The sequence below is a fragment of the Saprospiraceae bacterium genome, from assembly GCA_016714025.1.
Taxonomy (GTDB): Bacteria; Bacteroidota; Bacteroidia; order Chitinophagales; family Saprospiraceae; genus Vicinibacter.
This window is the reverse complement of sequence record JADJOB010000001.1, coordinates 258,000-275,340: the sequence shown is the minus strand read 5'-3', so window position 1 is coordinate 275,340 and position 17,341 is coordinate 258,000. Positions and strand designations below refer to the sequence as shown.

General features: G+C 35.7%; 15 protein-coding genes. 8 read left to right on the top strand and 7 right to left on the bottom strand.

Annotated features, from left to right (window positions below):
* Positions 1-22: 22 nt before the first annotated feature.
* From IPJ80_01115 to IPJ80_01105, 3 genes are all read left to right on the top strand, one after another.
* A complete protein-coding gene (locus IPJ80_01115; protein MBK7912083.1) occupies positions 23-208 on the top strand; it encodes a T9SS type A sorting domain-containing protein in 186 nt (61 codons plus the stop codon).
* Positions 205-666 carry a hypothetical protein gene (locus IPJ80_01110; protein MBK7912082.1) on the top strand — a complete coding sequence of 154 codons (462 nt, stop codon included), beginning with the start codon at positions 205-207 and terminating at the stop codon, positions 664-666. The genes IPJ80_01115 and IPJ80_01110 overlap by 4 nt, the downstream gene beginning before the upstream one ends.
* A 215-nt stretch (positions 667-881) precedes the next feature.
* Positions 882-1,433 carry an ORF6N domain-containing protein gene (locus IPJ80_01105; GenBank protein MBK7912081.1) on the top strand — a complete coding sequence of 184 codons (552 nt, stop codon included), beginning with the start codon at positions 882-884 and terminating at the stop codon, positions 1,431-1,433.
* A gap of 361 nt (positions 1,434-1,794) precedes the next feature.
* Here IPJ80_01105 and IPJ80_01100 read toward each other — a convergent pair whose 3' ends face one another.
* Positions 1,795-2,376 (bottom strand): YdeI/OmpD-associated family protein, encoded by a 582-nt coding sequence (locus tag IPJ80_01100; GenBank protein ID MBK7912080.1) that lies wholly within the window; start codon positions 2,374-2,376, stop codon positions 1,795-1,797.
* A 305-nt stretch (positions 2,377-2,681) separates the two neighbouring features.
* Between IPJ80_01100 and IPJ80_01095 the strand changes: the two genes are divergently transcribed.
* Together IPJ80_01095 and IPJ80_01090 are read left to right on the top strand one after the other, a co-directional pair.
* Entirely contained in the window at positions 2,682-5,759 is a 3,078-nt protein-coding gene (locus tag IPJ80_01095) for a gliding motility-associated C-terminal domain-containing protein (GenBank protein MBK7912079.1), read from the top strand.
* A 235-nt stretch (positions 5,760-5,994) separates the two neighbouring features.
* A complete protein-coding gene (locus IPJ80_01090) occupies positions 5,995-6,657 on the top strand; it encodes an NAD(P)-binding domain-containing protein (protein MBK7912078.1) in 663 nt (220 codons plus the stop codon).
* Positions 6,658-6,729: 72 nt separating this feature from the next.
* Here IPJ80_01090 and IPJ80_01085 read toward each other — a convergent pair whose 3' ends face one another.
* Positions 6,730-7,902 (bottom strand): NAD(P)/FAD-dependent oxidoreductase, encoded by a 1,173-nt coding sequence (locus IPJ80_01085; GenBank protein ID MBK7912077.1) that lies wholly within the window; start codon positions 7,900-7,902, stop codon positions 6,730-6,732.
* Between the two features lie 549 nt (positions 7,903-8,451).
* On the opposite strand from IPJ80_01085, the gene IPJ80_01080 reads away from it, so the two are divergent.
* The 3 genes from IPJ80_01080 to IPJ80_01070 all read left to right on the top strand — a co-directional run bounded on the left by IPJ80_01080 (position 8,452) and on the right by IPJ80_01070 (position 10,705).
* On the top strand, positions 8,452-9,207 hold the full coding sequence (locus tag IPJ80_01080) for a hypothetical protein (GenBank protein MBK7912076.1): 756 nt from the start codon (positions 8,452-8,454) through the stop codon (positions 9,205-9,207).
* Between the two features lie 77 nt (positions 9,208-9,284).
* Positions 9,285-10,040 carry a hypothetical protein gene (locus IPJ80_01075; GenBank protein ID MBK7912075.1) on the top strand — a complete coding sequence of 252 codons (756 nt, stop codon included), beginning with the start codon at positions 9,285-9,287 and terminating at the stop codon, positions 10,038-10,040.
* Positions 10,041-10,225: 185 nt separating this feature from the next.
* Positions 10,226-10,705, top strand: coding sequence for a hypothetical protein (locus IPJ80_01070; protein MBK7912074.1), 480 nt, complete (start codon positions 10,226-10,228; stop codon positions 10,703-10,705).
* Positions 10,706-10,796: 91 nt separating this feature from the next.
* Here IPJ80_01070 and IPJ80_01065 read toward each other — a convergent pair whose 3' ends face one another.
* From IPJ80_01065 to IPJ80_01045, 5 genes are all read right to left on the bottom strand, one after another.
* Positions 10,797-11,258, bottom strand: coding sequence for a VOC family protein (locus IPJ80_01065; protein MBK7912073.1), 462 nt, complete (start codon positions 11,256-11,258; stop codon positions 10,797-10,799).
* 78 nt (positions 11,259-11,336) lie between these two features.
* Complete coding sequence (locus IPJ80_01060) at positions 11,337-13,907, bottom strand: DUF4062 domain-containing protein (protein ID MBK7912072.1); 2,571 nt, start codon at positions 13,905-13,907, stop codon at positions 11,337-11,339.
* Positions 13,908-14,231: 324 nt separating this feature from the next.
* Positions 14,232-15,011 (bottom strand): response regulator transcription factor, encoded by a 780-nt coding sequence (locus IPJ80_01055; protein ID MBK7912071.1) that lies wholly within the window; start codon positions 15,009-15,011, stop codon positions 14,232-14,234.
* Positions 15,012-15,155: 144 nt separating this feature from the next.
* Positions 15,156-16,193 (bottom strand): histidine kinase, encoded by a 1,038-nt coding sequence (locus IPJ80_01050; protein ID MBK7912070.1) that lies wholly within the window; start codon positions 16,191-16,193, stop codon positions 15,156-15,158.
* A gap of 1 nt (position 16,194) precedes the next feature.
* Positions 16,195-17,301, bottom strand: coding sequence for a histidine kinase (locus IPJ80_01045; GenBank protein MBK7912069.1), 1,107 nt, complete (start codon positions 17,299-17,301; stop codon positions 16,195-16,197).
* Positions 17,302-17,341 lie beyond the last annotated feature (40 nt).

Sequence of the window (17,341 nt, the reverse complement as noted above, 5' to 3'; positions counted from 1 at the left end):
TGATTGTTTCGAAATTAACAATTTGAAAGCGAAGGAGATATATTCTTGCCAAATTATAAATTTGTCGGGTCAAATAGTACAGTCGGATTTCTTAAATGAAAATAGGAAGATTTGTCTTCAAAATATTAATCAAGGTATTTATCTATTAAAATTGTCTAATAGCGAAATTAATACAATTATTAAAATTGTTAAATCTAACAAAAATTGAAAATACTATTTTGCTTCGCCACCTGCTTAACATTTGCATCCTGTTATATAAATGATGTACCTAAGAAACAAATTCCAATTGGTAATTTCATTTATGGAACTTGGATTGACACTGTTTCTTTCAAAAGTATATTTACCGATTCAACTTTAACTAATACTCCTACTGTTAGGTATACATTCAACATTGATGGTTCCTATAAGGTAACTGATGAAAATATTATTCTCGGCTATACTACCACTGAGGGAGAATTTAGTTTTAATGAACTTGATGGAATTATTTCTTTTTATCCAGATTCGGATGTGTTAAAAGATTCATTAAAATTACCGCATTTTATTACCAAATGGCAGGTCAATTATATAGATTCGGTTTCAATGGAGTTAATCCATCAAATCTCAATTAAAGATTCAATTATCACATCGTTTAAAAATTACTCAAGAGTATTTGCAAAATTATTCTAACCATTTATTGTTATTATTTTTATTTTGTAAAAATATTTAATTTGTACATATTTTAAAAGTGGAATTTCAATTACGCTTACGCTAATTGCCTATTAAGGGAATTGGCACCTTAAGGAAATTGAAAGGGGGACCCTTAGAGCCTCAAATTTCTCGCAAAGGTTTGCGAGAATAAGAACAACCGACATCGATCACTTATTTTTAAACATTTAAAGCAAATGGAATTACAAGTTATTCAAAAAAGAATTTATGAAATTAGAGGACAAAAGGTAATGTTAGATTTTGACCTTGCAGAACTCTATGAAGTGGAAACTAAAGCTTTAAATCAAGCTGTAAAAAGAAATATTAAACGATTTCCATTTGATTTTATGTTTCGTTTAACTACAAATGAATGGGAAATTATGCGGTCACAAATTGTTACCGCATCAAAAGATGATAAGCCGAAGGGGTCACAAATTGTTACCGCATCCCAAAAGAAACGGAATATTATTGCAACCCCTTATGCATTTACAGAACAAGGACTGGCCATGTTAAGCGGTATATTAAATTCTGAAAAAGCAATTGGGGTAAACATTGCAATTATGAGAACCTTTGTAATGATACGAAAATATGCATTGACATATCAGGAATTAAGTGATCGATTAAAAGAAGTAGAAGGCAAATTTCCAGATATATATAAAGTAATAAACTACCTTATGGGTAAGGATAAGATGGCAACAGAACAGAAAGAGCGCAAGCAAATAGGATTTAAAACAGGCAAGGACCAATAAATACATTCCTCAAATGACAATCAATTTATATTAAAACATAGTGCAATTTCATAAAACAGGTAAACTTTGTATTTAGGCTTTTACCCATCCAATCCACACTCTAAATCAGTCGAACCAACCCGAATGGAATTTCAAAAAACCTACGTATTTGATAATTCTATAAACCCGATTGAGAAGCAGCTTAATAGAGAAACCTTGCAACTTGCCAAACAGATACGGTAAAAAAAGAAAGCCATTTGAACAAACCCGAAATATACATCGGATACGAAAAGAAACAACTAAAGAAAAAGAGCATGGCGAACTGGTCCTATAAATAATTTAGCGCAAATCAATACTAATTATTTATTGTCTTTCGAATTATTTACCTAAACGTACTAGGTTTCACTTTTTGATGCGCGCAGCTTGCAATTTCATGAATTCTTTTTTCTCTTGTTTTTTCAGTCTTTGCAAGGACCAACCACTGAAGCATGGATTTTTTAACAGATTTACTTAAGCTTGTAAAAAAGGCTTTTGAACCAGGCATCGATTGGAATGCTTTTTCCAGGTCCTTTGGAATGATTAATTCTTCTACTTCATCCAATAAGGTCCAGGATCCATTGAGTTTTGCTTTTTCTATTGCTTCAAGTCCGGCTGCTGCCATGCGATTGGTTTCGATAAGTTGTTTGATTTTTTCTTTGTTGATTTTTGACCAGGTTCCGTTTGGCTTTCTCCGACTGAAAAACTGCATGATTTTTTCTTCATCTAAGGATTTTGACTTGCTGTCGATCCAACCAAAACAAAGGGCTTCATCAACTGCATCGCTCAGACTATAATTGGCTTGTGGTGAATTCTTTTTATAATAAACCAACCAAACGGATTGCTTTATACTGTGATTATCTTGCAACCACTGCCTCCATGCTTCCAGATTTGGCGGACATACCGTTTCGGTTTCTTTAGTTTGCATTTATATCGATGGGATTGAAGCTTATTAAAATGAATTAATAAATTTAAGCAGCCATAAAATTAGTTTATTGCAATTCATTTAGTAAATAATTTCTTGCTGCATTTTAATTTAAAATCTTTTAGGTGGTCATCTAAAAATTGATTTTAAATTTCAATTTTAATTTAGCTCCACCAAACTGAATTTAATCTTACATTTTTAATTTCTTTTATTTAATAAGATTCAAAATAACAGTTATGGCCTAGACAGTCAAAATTGGAATAATTATAGCATTATCATGTATATTTACAAGGTATCAAAACTAATTTTTGGATACTAAACTAGACCGGCTTATTGTTCGCAGGTTCATCCTGCTGTGTCTGTGCATTGGATCATTTAATGCCCAGTCACAATATTATAGGGTGCATTACATTGCGCCAGCGCCCTGGCAATACTGGCACAGTGCCAATGAAATCATCATTGCTACACCCTCAGATAGTTTGATTTCCATAGATGTTCGCAAAAGCGATGGGACCTATTTGACTACGCTGACTGCGAAGGTGGGCGCTCCGGCAATTTTCAGACCTCCGGGTAATTTCAGTGGATTTAACAGACATCCTTTGCAAACAATACTTTCTGGTGCCGGAATGATTTTAAAAAGTGATCATCTGTTTTCTGTGAATCTTCGCAACATTGCTTCAGACCAATTGGGTACTGATGCATTCATCAAAGGAAATGCATCCCTTACCAGTTTAGGGGATCCGGGGATCGGACTTTCGTTCAGGGTGGGTTATTACCGCGATGGGCCTTTGCCATCTGAACTTCCGATTTATACGATCATGGCGCTTTACGATCAAACCAGTATTTCAATAAATGGAACTGCGACAGTCAATCTTCAAGCTGGTGAGAGTTATTTGTTCAGAAGCGCAATAGGTTCTTTGGTCGAAGCAAGCAAACCTTGCGTGATGAATACAAGTGCCTTTATGGATGCTCCCGGAGGATGTGGAGATGGTACCTTCGATCAAATCCCACCTACAGCAAGTTTGGGTACACGCTATTTTATAGTTCGAACCCAAGGGAATGCGATTAGCGAACAATCAAGCATTGTAGCAACAAAAGACAGTACCGTTTTAACCATCAATCGCTATAATGCAACAGGTACTTTTTTATCGACTTCAAATGTGTTGCTTGCTCTTGCCGGAAACTTTTTAACCATATCAAATGGAGACGGTGTTGCTCCCTTTTCAGTTGCAGAAGTTCGAAGTGATGATAAATTAGCTGTATTTACCGGATCGGCTCAATCTTGTGAAGTGGATGTCTCAACCAGTTTTCCGGTTTCTTCCCCTTGCAATGGTTCTAACTTTGTTGAAACCTCCAGTTTCAAAGCATATCGAAGCAATGACCTCCCTTACTTTTGTTACATACTCCTGGAAGATGTAAATGCTCGGGTTGATTTTAATGGAAAAGATCTTGAAAGTATTGTTGCGAAACGAAGACAAATCGGTACCAGCAACTGGTACATGATAAATTTCAATAGCAGTCAGGTTAATAATCCACCAACCATATCTATTTCAAGTGCTGTAAAATTATATGTTGCCATCATTCAGATAGGTGGAGGATTTTCGATGTCTGCAACATTTTCAAATCTGATCGATCAGCCTACCGTACCCAATGTGTTGTATATAAAGAATGGTCCCTGTCCGGTTCGATCTGCACGCTTGTCAACGAATAGTGCCAGCAGTCAGTATCAATGGTATTTAAATGGGAATCCCATTGCAGGAGCAGCGGATAGTTTTTTTATTGCTACTCAAGCTGGCTTGTATCAAGTCCGTGGATTATTGGCCTGTGGCGAATACCAGGAATCAGCCCCGGTTTCTGTGGTTCTTGATTCCATTCCGCATGGCTTTAAAAAATACAGCAGTTGCGATCATTTTAATTGGCAGGATTCCATTTATACGGAAAGCGGAATTTTTACAAATCAACTGGTTGATTCAAATGGATGTGATAGTATAGCAACTTTAGAGCTGGTCATCCACAAAAGTTCTGAAATCCAATTACAAGAATCGGCCTGCGAATTTTATAAATGGCAGGTCAATGGACAGACTTATACAAAAAGTGGAATCTACTACGATACGTTGATCAATCAACAAGGGTGTGATAGTATCCTGGTCTTGAATTTAAAAATACTGAATACAGGATATCACACGATGGATGTTGAAGCCTGTAAATCTTATACCTGGCCATTAACAGGAACTGTTTACACTCAAAGCGGTGTTTACAGAGATACCCTCATGAACTCTCAGGGTTGCGATTCGGTTGTAAGCTTAAACCTTAAGATATTGGATGCATCGATTCACCAAATTTCTGTAAGCAAATGCAGTAAGTATTTATGGCCTGTAAATGGAAATACATTTTATCAAACTGGTGTTTATAAAGATACGCTGTTGACGGCACATGGATGTGATTCCATCATTGTATTAAATCTCGAAATTCTAAATGAAGATCGAATTGAAGAAACGATTAGCAGTTGTGGATCCTATCGATGGGCAGTCAACGACAGTGTCTATTTTAAAAGTGGTGATTATTTGAGTTTATTAAAAAACGAGAACAACTGTGATTCAATCCGGGTAATTCATTTAACCATTTTAAATTCAAGCAGCGATACCCTTCGTATTCAATCTTGCAATCACTATACCTGGCCCATCAATGGGCAACGGTATTTTAAAAGTGGATTATACGCTGATACTTTGGTAAATCATCTGGGTTGTGATTCCATCGTTATGTTGGGGCTTACCGTTTCTCCGAATTACGAACTCCGGGATACCCAAAGACAATGTGATTCGTACTATTGGTTTCCAGCCAATAAAACATATCAGACCAGTGGTGATTATCAATTAAATCTCCAGACCAAAGCAGGATGTGATTCAGTGATTCGTTTAAATCTGACCATTGATCCTCAATTTCAAATTACGGATACAGTCAGTGCATTGGGCAGGTACTTTTGGAAGATAACCAATAGCATCTATGATCAAGCTGGAATATATCAATCACGCTATCAAACCGTAAATGGCTGTGATTCTTTATATGTTTTGCTACTGCAAATCAGAAAGCGAGGGGATGTATTTATACCCAATGTATTTACTCCAAATGGAGATGGAGTCAATGACCGATTCACCGTATTTTCTACTCCTGAGATCAAAGAAATTCAGCGACTCCGACTATACGATCGATGGGGTCAATTGCTTTATGAGTTAAAGAATTTTCCACCAAATGATGTATCGTATGGATGGGATGGAAATTTCAGAAATCAAAAATCAAATCCTGCTGTTTTTGTTTGTACCGTGGAGTGGATCGATTCAGAAGGGGAGCTGCATATTCTTTCCGGGGATGTTACTTTGATTCGATAGAAAGAAACTAGGTATAGTCTATGGTCTATAGGCTATAGGCTGTGGTATAATGCACAATAAATAAAAGTTTTAAAGCATTCACAATACTTTTATCATTGTAATAAAATCAGAAGTTCTTTTCATCTAAAACCTGGCACTTATCCATTATTTAAAGGCACCAGGTTGCCAATCATCTATTAAATTTAAAAAAAATCAAACCATTCCATCAATATCCTGTTTTTAAAAATAAAACAGTATGAAAATAGGAATTTTAGGAAGTGGAGCTGTGGGGCAGGTATTAGCTGCTGCCTTTAAAAGTGAAAATCATGAAGTCGTTTTAGCAACTCGAAATCCTTCAAAGGACGGTTTGACACCATGGAAGGATGCCAATCCAGGAATACCCGTTTGCTCGTATGCTGATGCAGGTATGCAAAGTGATTTGTTGGTTTTGGCTGTAAAGGGAAGCAGTGCAATGGAAGTTTTAAATCTTGCAGGAAAAGAGGCACTTAAGAACAAAATTGTCATAGATGCTTGTAATCCAATCATACATGCTGACAATGGTTTTCCAGTGCATGACCACGGAGTCATTCGTTATTTTACAAATGCCAATGATTCATTGATGGAACAGCTTCAAAATAGTTTTCCAGATACCAAATTTGTCAAAGCATTTAACAGCGTAGGCAATAGCTTTATGTATAAACCTAAATTCTCTCAAGGAGCACCAACCATGTTTATCTGTGGCAATGATTCCAGCGCAAAAGAACAAGTGGCCAGTATCCTGACAAGTTTCGGCTGGGAATCAGAAGACATGGGTGGGGTAGAGGCAGCGCGTCCAATAGAAGCCCTTTGCCAATTATGGTGTGCACCCGGGTTTATAAGGAATCAATGGACGCATGCATTCAAATTGTTTAAATTGTAGTGAATTGGTGAATGCAAACCAGGAATTTATTTGACCTAAAATTGTAATGACAATTAAGGGATTATGTCCTATTTAATTGGACGCTGATTTTGCGATGGCTGTTCCCGCTATAAATCCTGTTGTCCACGCTGCCTGGAAGTTAAAGCCGCCCGTTAATGCATCAATATTTAATGCTTCTCCAACGATATAAAGGCCTGGTACGATTTTACTTTGCATGGTTTTAAAATCAATTTCTGCGAGTGAAATCCCTCCGGCCGTCACAAATTCATCTTTGTTGGTATTCTTACTAAAAATAGGAATTTCACATGCAGCCAGGAGATCGACCATGGATTGAATTTCCAGTTTATTTAATTGGGCCCATTGCTTTTCAGTATTTAAATTTAATTCAATTAATACATTATTCCAAAAACGATTGGGCAGTTTGAAAGGAGAATAATTTGCGATTGATTTTTTAGCTTGTAATAGTTTAATTGAATTTAATTCACTTAGTATTTCCTGCCTGGTTTGATTTATCCAATTGATACTAATTGTAAAATTATAATTTTGCTGTGCAAGATGTCGGGCAGCAAAAGCGGATAGCTTTAAAATACACGGACCGCTTAATCCAAGATGGGTGATCAAGGTGATACCCTGTGCCTCAAATTCTGTGTCTTTGATTTTTATCAGTGTGTTATTTAATGAAATGCCCGATAAATTTCGAAACAGGGTATGTTTTGAATTAAAAGTGAATAAACTAGGAACAGGTTCAATAATCTGGTGATTCAGCTTACTTATTTCATTCCATATTGTTTTATTGCTTCCACTGGCAATCATTAAGTAGTCTGCATCTAGCTGTTGATCATTAAAGGATATAATAAATTTATCTGGTTTTTGAATTTTTAAAACTTTGGCATGAAGGATAATTTTTATATTCAATTTCAATGCTTCTCTTTTTAAACATTCTAGTATGCTTAATGAATCATCAGATACCGGAAACATTCTTCCATCTGCTTCGGTCTTGAGTTTAACGCCCCGGCTTTCAAAAAAGTCTATGGTATGTTGGCAATTAAACTTATAAAAAGGAGAAATGAGTTCCTTTGAACCCCGAGGATAATAGTTTACTAATTCGTGAACATCAAAGCATGCATGGGTCACATTGCACCGCCCTCCACCTGAAATCCTGACCTTGCTAAGGACTTCTTTACCTTGTTCCAAAATACTTATTGCAATACCTGGATTGTTTTGCGCGCATTGGATGGCAGCCATAAATCCGGCTGCTCCTCCTCCAATGATCACTAATTCTTTTTTATGGCTCAAGTGCACAAAGATAAACTAAGAAAATTTGAGGAAGAAAATACTGCCTGAAAATAGCCACTAATTTAAGCCACTCTGGATTTCAGTTCAGGGATAAATGTTTTGATTCGAAGCAGCAATGATTTATTGTTCGTAAATGAGTAATTATTGAATCATCCAATAGTTATCCGTTCTTCATCCCATGGTCATCTGAAGGTCATCATAAAGTCATCCCAAAGGCATCCGTAAGTCAGCAGTAAGAAATCAGTAAGATATCTACTATTTTGAAATGCTGATTTTAAGCTTTAAAGTATACTATAGCTTTATTCACCTTTTAATCTTCGATTTGGGATTACAAGAGCAGCAATTGAGAGGCGGCAAATGCGCCAAAAGCGACACGATGGAAACTAAATTAAATTGAAATTCCTTTAATAAAGAAAGAAACAAAACGAATGCGATAAACAGATTTCTATTGTTTCACGATTCCATTTAATATGAAACAAAGTTTAAATTACTAACAAAATGGCAATACAGGAGGGTTTAATAAAGCTGGTAGGTAATTTGGAAAACTTGAGTTTTTATAAACTCAAAGGAAAATATTTTGTGAGAAGGAAAACCGGACCAAGTGCTGAACATTTGAAAACAGATTTAAAATTTGAGCGGTGCCGGGAGAACATGAATGAATTTAAAACTGTTACTCAATTCGCCAAGAAAATAAGGGTTTGTGTTCGGGCATTTTTAGGATTAGATGCCGATCCAGATCTTAAAAATCGATTGGTCAAAACACTCTATAAAGTAAAAGCACATGATTTGATTACTCCACGCGGAGAACGCAATCCCATAAATGCACTAAAAACTGAAGGAGGAAGGAAATCATTTATAGGATTTAAGTTTAGCAAGCCAAGCATTTCTTTAAACCATTTAATGGACGCTTATTCAGTTTGTGTTATTGATAATCAGCTCCACTTAGAATCTTTAAACGTACATCATAACTATCGGCCCATCAACAAGGAACACCGTGTTGGTTTTCAATGTATTGAATTGCTTATTGATACGGGTTCCGGTTTTATTGAAAGTAAGATCATGCAGGAGCAAATTCTCGAAAACAAAAGATCTTCTCAAACTTTGGATTTAAATTGTAAGTTGATTCAATCTGGTAAACACATCCAGGTTTTCATTTTAAAATCCAGGCAATTGAATGCATTAAATGAACTGGCCTATAGCAATCAAGTAGTAGTGGAAGTCATTTGGATTTCATCCTTCAATGAAAATCAATAAAGCCAGTTCTAAAATAAGGCTATTTGAATTTAGCTATAAAGATTAATTTTAGGATATCAAATAGATCCATTTAATTAATGCAAGCAAACACAATACAAGAAGTCATTGCTCAGTTGGATGATATTATTTCAAAGGGGATCCAAAATGAGGATCGGGGAGCATATTTTGCAGCGCTCTATCGAAAGGTAACTCAGGAAGTTGCCAATAAATTAACCGAGCATTATTTTGAAGATTCGATCCGGATGGAGAAACTTGATGTCGTATTTGCAAATCGGTATCTAATCGCATGGGAGCAGTATCAAAACAATCAAACTTGTTCGGAGGCATGGAAATTTGCATTTGATTCTGCGAAATCCAACAAGCCTATGGTATTGGAGCATTTGTTATTAGGGATGAATGCGCACATTGGCTTGGATTTAGGAATTGCAGCGGCAACGATAGCTCCCGGGGATGCAATCCATAGTTTAAAAAATGATTTTGATAAGATTAATGTCGTATTGGCAGAATTAGTGAATGGTGTTAAAACTGATTTGTATGCCATGTGGCCATTTAGCAAGCTTTTCAGTTGGATGAACACCTCCGATTTTGAAAATACGATAGCCGGATTTTCTATGAATATTGCCAGAGATGCTGCCTGGAAAGTTGCTTTGGATTATGCCTTTATTACGGAAGAGATTCAAAAGAGGAACTATATAATAAATAGAGATCAACAAGTGCTTGCGTTTAGCCAAAAGATTCTATTTCCGGGAAACGCCATTTCTAAAATCAAGTCTGGATTTAGGATGTTTGAATGGGGGAGTGTAGCAGACAAAATACGGCTGTTGATGGATTGACTAGCTGGGAATTCTGGACATTTAATTTTCTTAGTAGAAACCTATATAAAAGGCCACATCATTCAATGAACCTGGAGATATTATTTATTCATTTTGGGCTTCGGATATTTTGCTACTTTTGCTGAGTTAACCAACAAGTACTAAATTTGCTTGTGATTTTTTCTAAATCATTTTAAATAGTTATCATGTTAAAATCAATTTCTGTAATTTTAGTATTGCTGATAAGTGGATTTATACAATCTGCTAAAGCTCAAAAGGCCTTTGATTATGAATGGTCACACTACAACATTGTATTTACCCTTGCATCAGATTTTAAAGAAGTCACGAATACTGCAGATGAATTTACAGCTTCTGGTGATGGAATGGAATTTGGTATTTTCCCATTTAATGATAACACGGTGGATCATTCTAATATTACAGCCTATACGATTGAAATTGCAAAATCTTTAAAACTCGAACAGTTGGATGACGTAGATGTTATTGAACTCAATGGCTTGAAAGGTGCTTATGTGGAGGGGTATAAAGAAGGGGTTCGGATTTTGGTTTTGGGTTTTATTGATCCCGATTCAGACACCAATTTTTTTGCAACCATTACGTTTGCAGATAATGATCAGGTTGCTGAAGACGAAGCTGTTGAAATATTAAAGAGTATTCGTAAAAAATAAAACTTTCCAGGAAGCTTTATTTCAAATAATTATAAAAAAATGCATCTAAAGTTTAATTTTTAGATGCATTTTTTTTTTGATTTATTGGATACTACGAGTTGTTATCCTCAAATTGTTTGTGAGTTGCCAATTCAAAGCTTATCTGCCAGTTGATCCCAAAAGCATCCGTTAACATTCCGAAATAAGATTCCCAAAAGGTTTTACTCATCGGCATCGTCTGGATCCCACCTTGAGACAGGCCCTGGTAAATACGGTCTGCTTCTTCCATACTATCGGCAGTAACTGAAATAGAAAAATTAGTACCCGGCTGATAATATTTTGCCCATTCCCCACCGGTATCACTTCCCATTAAAACGGAATGATTTCCTATAGGTAAAGACATATGCATAATGCGGTCTTTTTGATCGTCAGGAATCGCAGGCATATTTTCCTGTACAGGCATTTCGCCAAAAGTACCTACATAAGGAAATTCACCACCAAAAACGGATTGGTAAAATTCAAATGCTTGTTTGCAGTTCCCGTCAAAAGTCAAATAAATATTTACTGAAGGCATTTTAATAAGATTTTAAGGATTTAAAATAAATTCAAAAGGGACGGTAAAATTACTATTAAAATTGTCTTGATTTATAAACTAATTTTCCATAGCAAAACTTATCATTTGGTCAATTGTCATTTGAGCTCCTTCATTCCATGCCTGATTAAATAGTTCTGCAGGCATCTGCTGTTTAATATTGTTCTTGGCATCTGTAATGATTGCCTGTAAATCATCCCATACAGGCATTTGAGTAGTTTCCCTTAAATGTTCTACGGCGCTTAATAATGTAACTGCATGGACAAATTTATTTTCATTTATGGAGACCAGGGCCCAAATTTCCAATGACCAAGCCAATGCCTCATAAAAATGTAAGTTTTGACTAAGCAAGATGCTTTCTCTTAAATAGTTTTTAGCGTTGGAATTTTTTTGCATTACCTCGACCAGTGCAAATCCACTAAGGCAAATTATCACTGAAATCTCATTGTGATCATTTTTTGCTAATTCGATGCTTTGTTGGTAATATTCCTTTGCTTCTTTCAAACGATTTCCCATATAAATGGAATTACGTCCCAAGCCACTCAAGGCTAAGCTTATACCGGTTGTCAATCCAATTTTTTTATACTTTTCTAAACTGGAATTTAAATATTTGTCTGCGATTTCGTATTGTTTTATAATGGTTGCTACGATACCCGCAATCAACAATGCGGTTGCAACGAGTTCATCATCATCCTGTAATTGAATCAAGTCCAGATTCTTTTGTAATGTAGCATGATAGCTTTCAAAATCTCTTTGTAAAAATGACATGATTCCAACATTGGCAACCAGGAGGCACAGCGTCTTATCATCTAAAGGTGAATTGCCTTGTTTTTGCTGATCCCATGCTTTTCTCAACCAATGGTATGCTTCTTTGGTATGTGCATTTACCCACCAAAACAGCCATAAATTCCATGCGATTTGAGTTAATTTTGAAACTTCATTTCGTTCAAGTAAAAAGTCCAGCACCTGGCGGATGTTTGGATGTTCTTTTTCCAAGAGCGCTAAGGCTTCACTTTGATCAATTTTATTTTTTTGCAATTTAAAAGAATGCAATGCGGTTCTATAGTAATCAGCCTGAAGCATTTTTAAGTCATCCAACTTTCCCAGTCCGCTGAGTTTTTCAAGCGAAAATTCCCGAACACTTTCCAGCATCTGAAATCTCACTTGCATGTTTTCATCTTGTTTTGTAAGCAAGCTTTTATTTAGTAAGGAATCCAATAGTCCCAAGGTATCGTCTTTTAAATCTGCCCCCATCCATTCAATGGATTCCATCAAAGCACCGGCATTAAATAAGCTAATCCGCAACAGCAATTCCTGTTCATTTTCAGTAAGTAAATCAAAACTCCATTCAATCGTATTGCGAATTGTTTTTTGTCTATCCGGGATATCTCTGAAATTTCCCTTTAAGATGTCTAAACGATGATCCAATTTTTTCAGAAGAAGTTGTGGACTCAAAGCATTGATTTGACCGGCAGCTAGTTCAATAGCAAGCGGCAATCCTTCTAAGCGCTTGCATATTTGAAATAACACCGGTTTATTGAAATCTGTCAATTCAAAATCTGGTTGTATGGCTTGTGCTCTGTTAATAAATAATGCTACAGCTGGTGGTAAGCCATCAGCTTGATGATCGTTTTCACTTGTGAAGCTATCTGATAAAGGCGGAACAGCAACAACCTGTTCAAATGAAAGAGACAATCGTTCGCGACTGGTAACCATAATTTTAATGTGCGGTGCTGCATATAATAAGTCATCTATGATCGACGCAGCTTCTGTGATTTGTTCAAAATTGTCTAGTACTAGGAGTAAATTTTTATCCTGTAAAAAAAACTTCAAACTTTCTAAGGTATTTCCGGCAGATACTTTGATGCCCAGATTGTAACAAATGGTTTCAGCGGCAAGTAATGGATCCCTCACCGGAGCCAATGCAATAAAAGCAATTCCATCTTTAAATGAACTTTCAGATTTTCTGGCACTTTCGATCGCCAAACGGGTTTTGCCTATACCTCCTGGACCAAATAAAGTAATCAATCGAATGGATGGTTTTTCTAATAGATGGGTGATGTGATTGAGGCATTTTTCGCGGCCGATTAATTGATTTGGAGCAGCTGGTAACAAGTGAAATAATTTAGCATCTGTGAGATTTCGATGTAAACTCAAATTAAAGCGCTCAGTTAATAATACAGCTAAATCATTTATAATTAATTGTTCTAACTCTTCAGGCTCAGAAAATGATTTGTATGAAACTTTATCGTCCCGTTGAATTTTTTGCAGTAATGCTGACAAGCGATTTTCCCGCTGACCTGCAGATTTTTTTATATAAATTAATTTGGGCATATCGCCAGAAAGTTGGTATTCATCTTCCAATCCAGAAATGGATTCTTCAGGTGCAACCCAACCGTACCGATCCCAATAGATTCCAACAAAAATCTGACTTTGAGCGAGGTACTCGCGATATAAATTTCTCGGAGCATGAGGCCTGGCTCCCAATTCAAACATAACCGGTGTTAAATGAATTTCTTGAATAGCTTTTCTTGCAGCCTCCCGCTCTTCAGCTAATTCTTGTAAGGTCGAACTGATAAATACACGGAGCCGTTGATCGGGAGTGAGAATAGGTGAATTTAAAGTATCCATTTAATTATTGTATTAAATTTAATTTGATGATGCAAAGATGAACAGGTTGTTTGCTATACACCAGCTGCTTATACATGAATTGAAGAAAATGTAAACTGAATTGATTTGGAATTCCTTTTTTGGTTTTCAGAAATATAAAGTCTGAATACATAGGATTAGATGGTATGATCAATTTCTTAATCAAGGTTTAAAATCAAACTCCTTCCAGTATTTAAAGTCCTATTGACTAGAGACCAAAGCCAAGAATGTCGATTAGCTATTTATGGGTTGATTCCGCCCAGATATGTGGACGTTTAGGAAATGAATGTCAGAAAAACAATGGTGTTATTTGCCCATCCATAATTTAAAATCTGTGACTTTTTCGCGGCTTACAAGTGCTTCCTTTTCGTTTTTTGGTTTTAAGCCAAGGATCAGGCGGTTTCCAAAATAGTCATTGATTTGATCCATGGATTTTATTGAAACTATGTAAGCCCTGTTAATTCTGAAAAACTGAGATGGGTCAATCATTTCTTCAATTTCATCTAATTTGTATTCGACCAGGTATTTCTTATCATCAAAGGTTTTAAAAAAATTGAGTCGGTCATCACTAAAGAAATAAGCGATCTGGTCAATATCAATAGAAACCAGTTTTTGGGCATGTTTAACCAGAAATCGTTTTCTGAATTCCTGTTTTGATTGAAGCCTGGATTGAAGTTCTCTCACTAAAACATTCATATTTAAGGAGGACTCTGACGAACCAGCATATGATTTTTTAAGATGTTTAAATTTATCAAGTGCTGATTCTAAATCATCCTTTTGGATGGGTTTCAATAGGTAATCGATACTATTTACTTTGAAAGCCTTTAAAGCATATTCATCATAGCTTGTAGTAAAAATAACTGGGCTCTTCACTTCAATCCGGTTGAATATTTCAAAGCTTTGTCCATCTGCCAATTCAATATCCATTAAGATCAGATCAGGCGTTGGATTGTTTTGTAGCCATTCTACCGAGGAGGCAATGCTATCCGCAGTACCAACAATTTCAATATCAGGATCTACCGAAAACAAGGTTTTTTGAAGCTTTTTTACTGCAAGTTCCTCATCTTCGATTAGTAATAATTTCATGATTTTATACAATTTTTAATACAGAAGTTAAAGGTACACAGCGAATTGATCATACTGGTTTGAGTTCCGTTGAATCGGGATTTGTCTAAATTGAATTGAGGAAATCAAGGTATGAATTGTAATTATCAATTTTAGAGATTCCCTTTAGTCTAATAAAGGCAAACTTACCCTAAATTGGGCTGGACCTTCTTCAATCAATACATCCTCCCGATTTAGTAGCCGGTATTTTTCTTTGATATTGGATAAGCCAATTCCGGTAGAATCTACAGGGTGGAGTTTCTTTTGAAGTTTATTTTCTACCACAATACGACCTGATGGCTCTGTATATATTTTTACAATCATGGGCATTTGCCGACTGACAATATTGTGTTTAACTACATTTTCGATCAATAGTTGCAAGCATAAGGTTGGTAATTGAGAATCTTTGTAAATTGGATTGATTTCCATTTGGATGTCCAGTGCCTGTCCAAATCTTGTTTTAAGTAATTTGTTAAATGATTGAATGAATAAAATCTCCTGCTCCAGGGTACTCATACCGCTTTCATTATTTCTGAGTAAATAGCGATACACTTTACTCAATTCGTCAAGAAATTTCTCAGCCTGATCCTTGTCTTCAGATATCAATGAAGACAAAGTGTTAAAGCAATTAAATAAAAAATGCGGATTAACTTTCTGTTTTAAGTTATCAAATTCTTGTTGTAGTTGCAGTTGCTTGATAAATTCCTTTTCTTCAATTACTTCTTTATATTTCTCAATAATATAGATCACTTCCCAAAGGGATTCAAACAATACATTCACTGTCAGGCCAACCAGTAGCGCATATTTCAAGTCTTCCTGTTGAATTATATAGCCTTGTATATGAAAAAAGTGAAAAACGTAAATGATAAGGATCACTGAAGGGGACATTACCAAAAGATTAATCGGTAATTTTAGAAACACCCTGGTGCGTGTTTGATCTAATCCTGGATATTTTGATATCAGATAATTATCATAAATATAATGAGACCTCCAGGAAAAATAACCGATCGCATAGATGATAGGATACGAAATTAACCAAATGGTCCATTCAGAAAATAGGCGTTCACCAAATAATATGTAGCATAATGAATAGCTAATAAATGGCATTGAGATCCAAAATCCAATATATTGATAGCGGGGCGGTTTAGGAAAATGCAAGCTCATTCTATTGGTTTTGGATTAGTGGAAGGATTATTTTTCGGGTCACCCGATCATCTGAAATTTCCACCTCATCTTCATTCAGGAGTCTGTATTTGTTGACTAGGTTGTTAAGCCCTTCATCCAAATTTAAATTGCTTACGATGGTTTTTTCATGGAGGGTATGAGATATGATCAACTTATTTTTGTTTTCAGAATATATATGAATTTGCAGGGCTTGTTTTTTGTTTAATGCATTTGTATAAATTATATTCTCCAGGATAACTTGCAAACTTAATGGGGGAATTAATTTAGTACGAATCTCATGCGGTATGTTAATGTTGCTTTGAATTGCCTGCCCAAAGCGTGCTTTTGTTAGATAAAGATAGGATTGTGCAAATTTTATCTCTTCTTCCAAACTAACAAGATAATCTTCATCGCTTCTTAATAAATAGCGATGGACTTTGGTCATTTCATCTAAAAATCGAATGGCATCCTCTTCGTTTTCGTGAATTAAGCCCGATAAAGTATTAAAGCAATTGAATAAGAAATGAGGATTAATTTGTCCTTTGAGTCCAAGTAATTTGCTGCGTTGGTATGAATTTCGAAGTTTTTCACTTTCCGCAACTGAGGACTTCCATTTTTCCCAATTGGCCATCCCTTCATTAATAAATGTAATGACCGTGCTCATGACACAGGCATATAAGATGGTGTACCATAAATTTTGATCTAATGGCTTACAGGGCATCCAATGGAAGTAATTGTAGCATGCATAAATTCCATGAATGGCAACAATATTTAAAATATAAAAAACAGGAAGCATGACAGCAATCCGTTTAAACAAATCTCCTGATGCAGAAATTCGTCTGCTAATCAATACGGCAACGGTACCAAAAATTGCATAGACAATCAGAAAGTAGAAAACACTGATTACGAAACTTTTGTAAATACCTTCAAAGCTGTTGTATATACAAAAGCCAAAAATCAGCAGATTCATAAACAGAATATAGGGAAGGATAACCCATAAAAACACCATGGGCTCCTTATTGCTATACCGTTTCATAGTCACAAGGCGAAGGTATAAAAAAGCGATGCTTCCAATAGAGCGGTATGTATGAAATGAGCTAAAAGCCATTTCAATTGAGGATATTCTTTATAATATGGATTCAAGCCAC